This is a genomic window from Acetobacter sp. DmW_043 (assembly GCF_002153485.1).
GTDB lineage: Bacteria > Pseudomonadota > Alphaproteobacteria > Acetobacterales > Acetobacteraceae > Acetobacter > Acetobacter thailandicus.
On record NZ_JOMN01000067.1, the window covers coordinates 25,480 to 32,517 of the forward strand.

Consider the following 7,038-nt stretch of genomic DNA (forward strand, 5'->3'; position numbering starts at 1 on the left):
CAGTTTACTCAGCTGCCTCTTTGTCAGGAGCAGCTTTTTTAGGCTTACGATTACGCTCTTTTACTGCGGCGGGTGTCACCTCACCTGCTGCGGCATCAGGTATAATATCAAATGTCAGTGCCGCATTTTTCAGGCCGATTTTAACCGTACCACCCTTAGCAAGTTTGCCAAAAAGAAGTTCTTCAGCCAGAGGTTTTTTCAACTCTTCCTGAATCACACGCCCCAGGGGACGTGCACCATACAAGCGGTCATACCCACGTTCTGCCAGCCATTCCTTCGCAGCAGAAGAAATTTCAAACAGAACATGACGATCTGCAAGCTGCGCTTCAAGCTGAAGTACAAATTTCTCGACCACACGCCCTACTGTTTCAGGAGCAAGGTGCGTAAACGGCACAATCGCATCAAGACGGTTACGGAACTCCGGCGTAAACAGACGTTTAATCGCCTCTTCATCCTCACCTGAACGTGCTTCCCGCCCGAAACCAATAGCTTCTTTGCTCAGGTCGGCAGCACCTGCGTTAGTCGTCATGATCAGAATAACATTACGGAAATCAACCGTCTTGCCATTATGATCAGTCAGACGACCATGATCCATAACCTGCAACAGCACATTATAAAGATCAGGGTGTGCCTTCTCAATCTCATCAAGCAGCAATACTGCATGAGGAGTCTGATCAATAGCATCTGTCAGCAGGCCACCCTGGTCAAACCCGACATATCCAGGCGGAGCACCCAGCAGGCGCGAGATGGAGTGACGCTCCATATATTCAGACATATCGAAGCGAATAAGCTCAATGCCAAGTGTTGAGGCAAGCTGACGGGCGACCTCTGTTTTACCAACCCCCGTCGGGCCAGAGAACAGATAGTTACCTATTGGCTTCTCAGAATCTCGCAGCCCGGCTCGCGACAACTTAATCGCTGCAGAAAGAGTTTCAATCGCCTTGTCCTGCCCGAACACCATCCCCTGAAGATCACGCTCAAGGTAACGGAGCACCTCCTTATCATCAGTAGAGATGCTTTTGGGCGGAATACGGGCAATGCGGGCAATAACGTCTTCAACATCCTTCAGATTAACGGTTTTACGGCGTTTACTTTCAGGCAGAAGCATGCGCGAAGCACCGACTTCATCAATCACATCAATCGCCTTATCAGGCAATTTCCGGTCATGAATATATTTAGCCGAAAGCTCAACCGCTGCACGAATAGCCTCTTCAGTATAACGAACCTTGTGATGCTGCTCGTAATTAGTTTTCAGGCCTCGTAAAATTTTTACAGCATCTTCAACTGAAGGCTCAGGCACATCAATTTTCTGAAACCGGCGAACAAGCGCACGGTCTTTTTCAAAATGCTGACGATACTCTTTATAGGTTGTCGAGCCGATGCAGCGCAGCGTACCAGCTGCCAGTGCCGGTTTGAGCAGGTTTGACGCATCCATCGCACCGCCTGATGTAGACCCTGCACCAATAACCGTGTGGATTTCGTCAATAAACAAAATACCATGCGGGTCCTGATCAAGCTCTGTTACAACAGCTTTCAGACGCTCTTCAAAATCCCCGCGATAGCGCGTACCTGCAAGCAACGCTCCCATATCGAGAGAGTAAATTGTTGCTTTGAGCAACACCTCCGGCACGTCCCCCTCAACAATACGCCTGGCAAGACCTTCAGCGATCGCTGTTTTACCAACGCCCGGATCACCTACATACAAGGGATTATTTTTTGTACGGCGGCAGAGGATCTGGATAGTACGCTCAACCTCGCTGTCACGGCCAATGAGAGGGTCAATCTTACCCGCCTCAGCTTTCTGGTTAAGATTAACGCAGTAGGTTGAAAGGGCATCCTTACTTTTCTGCCCACGCCCGCCCTCGGGCTTTTCACCTTCACCACTTTTCTCGGAGCCAGAGTCACCTCCCTCCCCTGCACCCGTGGGGGGACGCCGGGTCGAACGATCAGGGGCTTTCGCTATACCGTGTGAGAGGAAGTTAACCGCATCAAGGCGCGTCATATCCTGAAGCTGCAGGAAATAAACCGCATGACTTTCGCGTTCTGCAAAAAGAGCAACAAGAGCATTAGCCCCCGTCACCTGATCGCGACCGGTTGACTGTACATGAATCGCCGCGCGCTGAATAACACGCTGAAAAGCTGCCGTTGGTTTGGGTTCAACAGGACGCTCTGCCGCAAGCCCTGCCAGATCTTTATCCAGAAAACCAGTCAGGTCAGTGCGCAGACGTTCAAGATCCACGCCACAGGCCCTGAATACCGTAACAGCATCGGAATCATCGACCAGAGCCAGAAGCAGATGCTCCAGCGTGGCATATTCGTGGTGCCGCTCACCCGCTAAAATCAGAGCCTGATGCAGCGTCCGTTCCAGATTGCGTGACAACATGCCGAGACGCTCCTTCTCACCTCAGTTCAGTGCCCGAACAAGGCAGACCAACCTGCCTGATCTGACACACCAGAAGTTATATTTGGCGTCTTTGAAGAGAATTGCGAGTCCGAAAATAAATATTATAAAAAAAATGAGCGCCCGACTATTTTAACGCCGCTTTAACGCCCTCAATCTTTCTCAATAGTACACTGCAGAGGATGCTGATTCTGACGTGCCAGATCCATCACCTGCGTTACCTTTGTTTCGGCAACCTCGTAGGTAAAAACCCCGCAGACACCAACGCCGCGCTTATGCACGTTGAGCATAATATTTGTAGCTTCATCTCTGTTTTTACTAAAAAACCGTTCAAGTACGTGCACAACAAATTCCATAGGCGTATAATCATCGTTGAGCATCAGAACTTTATACATAGGCGGTTTACGTACTTCTGGCCGCACATGCACGACCACATCAATATCTGCTCCGTTTTTGTCCGGATCATTATCAGAATTCTGAGACCATAACGGTCCTCCACCAGCAGTAAGAACAGCCACGCCACAGGTCCCCATCAACATTTCACCTCGCACAAAGCGCCTGGAAAATTCACAACACATAATATCGACATTTTTTTCAGAAATAAAAGTGTTGTGCTCTGTTACATTTAAGTCGCACAGTGTAAAACTACGTCAGAGAAGCCCCAGCAGTACAAACGTCAGGCAAAGCCGTGAAAAACTCCGCACTCAGCTTTCTGTTTCCTCTTAAGAAAACAAACAAACGAAAGACTCGTCTTTCTGCGCTGACGTGTCTTCTGACGTGTACTGCTCTTGGCACTCTGATCCCGAAAGAGGAAGCTTTTGCACAATATACGCATCAGGTCAGCACAATTGTCGTAGATGCCAGAACCGGTGCAGTTCTCTCCCAGACTGACCCCGACCTGCGCCGCTACCCGGCAAGCCTGACAAAACTGATGACCCTTTATATGGCATTCTCAGCATTACGGGCAGGCACAGTATCTCTCAGCCAGCAGCTGCCGGTGTCCATACATGCTGTAACGATGGAGCCTTCAAAGCTCGGAGTCGCACCTGGCACCATGCTGACGGTCGAGCAGGCCATTCTTGCTCTTGTTACTAAATCTGCCAATGACGCGGCCTGTGCTCTGGGCGAATTTCTGGGCGGTGGGAGTGAACCACAGTTTGCTGCCATGATGACACAGCAGGCACATATCCTGGGCATGCAGAACACCACATTTCGTAACGCGTCAGGACTTCCCGATCCTGACCAGGTCACTACTGCGCGAGACCTCTCTTACCTTGCCAGTCACCTGATTGCTGACTTCCCTGAATATTATCACTACTTCTCTACTGAGAGTTTTTACTTTCACCACCGGGTCATTCCCAATCACAACCCGATGCTCAGAAGTTATGCCGGAGCGGATGGGATGAAAACAGGTTATACTCAGGAAGCCGGGCATAACCTTGTGACCTCTGCCATGCGAAGCAACGTAAGGCTGATTGGTGTTGTGCTTGGCGCTCCTTCTAATAATTCGCGCAATATTGTTATGGCCAGCCAGCTTGACCGTGGTTTTGATGCTGAAGGTGTTGCGCCTGTCGAGCGCCCGCTCCTCCTTGCTCGCCATACTGTGCCGACACGTCAGCACAAACATCAGCTGCTCATGCTGGCTTCTGCTCATCATCGCGGGCGGGGATCACAGGTCGTAGAGGTGGCAGAAGCACCTCTCTCATCGCACCGGCGTGCTCATGCAAAACCTGTTACGGCAGGCCATCATCACGTACAGCTTGTAGGTGCAAAATTACGTCAGGCCACAACAGGTACACATACCACTCTGCACCACTCCGGCTCTGCCCGACACCGCACCTGAATACTTGTTTGAGTAAAAGCGGGTTGCCTTTCAGCGTATAGCCCTTCATTTTGCGGGCCTCTGTATTTTTTAAGACCCCGCGAAATGTAAGGAAGAAACTCATGGCTGGCAGACACGGCATCGTTCTGCATACTGAACACGACTTTAAGGGGCTTCGGGCAGCAGGACAGCTCGCAGCAGCAACCCTTGATATGATTACGCCCCATGTACAGCCCGGCGTGACGACTGAAGAACTCAACCAGATTATTCACGACTATACCCTTGCACACGGTGCTACACCTGCCCCGCTGAATTACCGCGGCTTTCCTAAATCATGCTGCATTTCGATCAATCATGTCGTCTGCCATGGCATACCAGGTGAAAAACGCCTGCAGGAAGGTGATATCGTTAATATCGATGTGACCTCTATTCTTGATGGCTGGTATGGCGACAGCAGCCGCATGTATCCGGTCGGCCGTATTCCCGTAAAAGCAGCAAAACTGATTAAAACAACCTATGACTGCCTGATGCGCGGCATTGAGGTTGTTAAACCCGGTGCAACTCTTGGCGATATTGGTCACGCCATTCAGACCCTGGCAGAAGGTCACCGTTATTCTATTGTGCGTGATTTCTGTGGACACGGCATCGGGCGCACCTTCCACTCTGAACCAACTGTGCTGCATTATGGACGCCCCGGGCACGGCATGAAACTTGAAGCCGGCATGGTGTTCACCATTGAACCCATGCTCAATATTGGCCGCCATGACGTTAAAATTCTTGATGACGGATGGACTGCCGTCACACGAGACCGTTCTCTTTCTGCTCAGTTTGAGCATATGCTGGCCGTAACAGAAGACGGCTATGAAATATTCACCCTCTCTCCTGCCGGATATACCTGCCCGCCTTATACAACAGAAAGCTGATAGCGCATGCACCGCCGCCACCTCTCTCGCTCTGTAATCGGCACTGCCCTTCTCTGCGGTACGCTGCTGCAACCAGGAATAACCCTGGCGGCAGCATCTGCCTCTGCACCTGACCCGCTGGCTTATGGCACAACACAGCCTGATAACCTGCCTCCGCTTCAGGCAACGCCTGGTCAGCATGGCATGGTTGTGTCAGCACAAAAGCTGGCCTCTGATGTCGGTGCGCAGATTCTGGCGCAGGGTGGTAACGCTGCCGACGCTGCCGTGGCGGTGGGATATGCTCTGGCTGTTGTTTACCCGGCGGCCGGAAACATTGGCGGTGGCGGTTTTATGCTGCTGCGCCCTAAAGGCAAACCAGCTATTTTTCTCGACTTTCGTGAAAAAGCACCTCAGGCTGCAACAGCAGATATGTTCCTGGACAAGCAGAGTAATGTCATAACCGGAGCGTCTGTAACCGGATGGAAGGCCGTTGCCGTACCAGGCACCGTTGCCGGCCTTGACCGGGTTCTGCACGACTGGGGCAGCCTGTCACGCCAGGATGTGATGGCTCCCGCCATCAGACTCGCACGGGCTGGTTTTATTCTGCATAAAGGCGATATTGAGCTTTTACGTACCTCAACTGAAATGTTTCGCAAAAGCCCGCAGGCCCGGGCAATTTTTTTACGCCCTGACGGTTCGCCCCTGCGGGAAGGTGACCGACTGGTACAAAAAGACCTGGCAAACACACTCCAGCTTATTGCCGACCAGGGGACGAATGCTTTCTACAGAGGTTCAATTGCCAGAACCATCGTTGATGCTTCACAACAGAATGGTGGTATTTTGCAACTCTCTGACTTCGCGCGTTACAAAACACGTGAACTGTCTCCTCTGAGCTGTCACTACCGGGGGTATCTGATTGAAACAGCCCCTCCGCCAAGTGGTGGCGGTGTTGCACTATGCGAAATGCTGAATATTCTCTCAGGCTACAATATGCACGCACTGGGCCTGCATACAGCACCGGCATTACAGCGTGAGATCGAAGCCATGCGACATGCATATTCTGATCGCCGCAGCCTGGGCGACCCCGAGTTTGTTAAAAATCCGGTAAAAGAACTACTTGACCCGGCTTATGCTGCACGCATTCGTGCTCATACACCATTAAATAAAGCTACGCCCTCCGCCAGCCTGAAAGAAGGCGACGCCAGCCCGGAAAAACATGAAACCACGCAATTCTCAGTCATCGATAAAAATGGCTTTGCTATCTCGACCACCTACACCCTCAATGGATGGTTTGGCGCAGGGGTAATTGCGGGCAATACCGGCTTTTTTCTCAATGATGAGATGGATGATTTCTCTACCAAACCTGGGGCTCCCAACATGTTTGGTATTGTCGGCAGCAAAGCCAACGCTATTGCCCCTGGCAAAACACCCCTTTCATCTATGACACCCACCATTATTTCCCGCGATAATACACCAGTTATGGTCATTGGCAGCCCTGGTGGCTCGCGCATTCCAACTATTGTATTGTCAGTTATTCTTGGCGTGGTGGATTATGGCCTGACTATTCAGCAGGCTATTGATCTGCCACGCCTGCACCAGCAATGGCTGCCTGAACCCGTTGAGATTGAGGCAGGTGCGTTGTCACCCCGGGTACAAAAAACCCTTGAACAGGAGGGATATAGTTTTGCCCCGCATGCTCCCTGGGGTATTCCTGAAGGGATTCTGGCAGGCGGTGCTAAACTTAACGAAAAAGGCAATGCGCTTTACTATGGTGGCTTTGACCGGCGCCATGAAGGCGGCGGTGCAGCAGGCGAGTAAAACTTATTATGTAGCAGGTGAGAAACCCTGCATCTGGAGGGTTCGAAAAACCCTCTGGTTTTGAGGTCTGCTCTGTGATTCCATTTCTCGTGCGT

General features: G+C 51.3%; 5 protein-coding genes. 3 read left to right on the forward strand and 2 right to left on the reverse strand.

The annotated features are described in order from the left end of the window. Window positions 1-4: 4 nt before the first annotated feature. Window positions 5-2,383: an ATP-dependent Clp protease ATP-binding subunit ClpA gene (gene clpA, locus HK11_RS11555; protein WP_086555474.1), complete on the reverse strand. Its 2,379-nt coding sequence runs from the start codon at window positions 2,381-2,383 to the stop codon at window positions 5-7. A 170-nt stretch (window positions 2,384-2,553) separates the two neighbouring features. Further along, a complete protein-coding gene (gene clpS / locus HK11_RS11560) occupies window positions 2,554-2,934 on the reverse strand; it encodes an ATP-dependent Clp protease adapter ClpS (protein ID WP_086555475.1) in 381 nt (126 codons plus the stop codon). Window positions 2,935-3,089: 155 nt separating this feature from the next. On the opposite strand from clpS, the gene HK11_RS11565 reads away from it, so the two are divergent. The 3 genes from HK11_RS11565 to ggt all read left to right on the forward strand — a co-directional run bounded on the left by HK11_RS11565 (window position 3,090) and on the right by ggt (window position 6,943). Then, the gene (locus HK11_RS11565; protein WP_086555476.1) at window positions 3,090-4,244 is read left to right on the forward strand and encodes a D-alanyl-D-alanine carboxypeptidase family protein; all 1,155 of its coding nucleotides are present in this window, start codon (window positions 3,090-3,092) and stop codon (window positions 4,242-4,244) included. Window positions 4,245-4,345: 101 nt separating this feature from the next. Further along, complete coding sequence (map, locus tag HK11_RS11570) at window positions 4,346-5,146, forward strand: type I methionyl aminopeptidase (RefSeq protein ID WP_086555477.1); 801 nt, start codon at window positions 4,346-4,348, stop codon at window positions 5,144-5,146. A 6-nt stretch (window positions 5,147-5,152) separates the two neighbouring features. Beyond that, window positions 5,153-6,943 carry a gamma-glutamyltransferase gene (gene ggt / locus HK11_RS11575; protein ID WP_086555478.1) on the forward strand — a complete coding sequence of 597 codons (1,791 nt, stop codon included), beginning with the start codon at window positions 5,153-5,155 and terminating at the stop codon, window positions 6,941-6,943. Window positions 6,944-7,038: the final 95 nt, after the last annotated feature.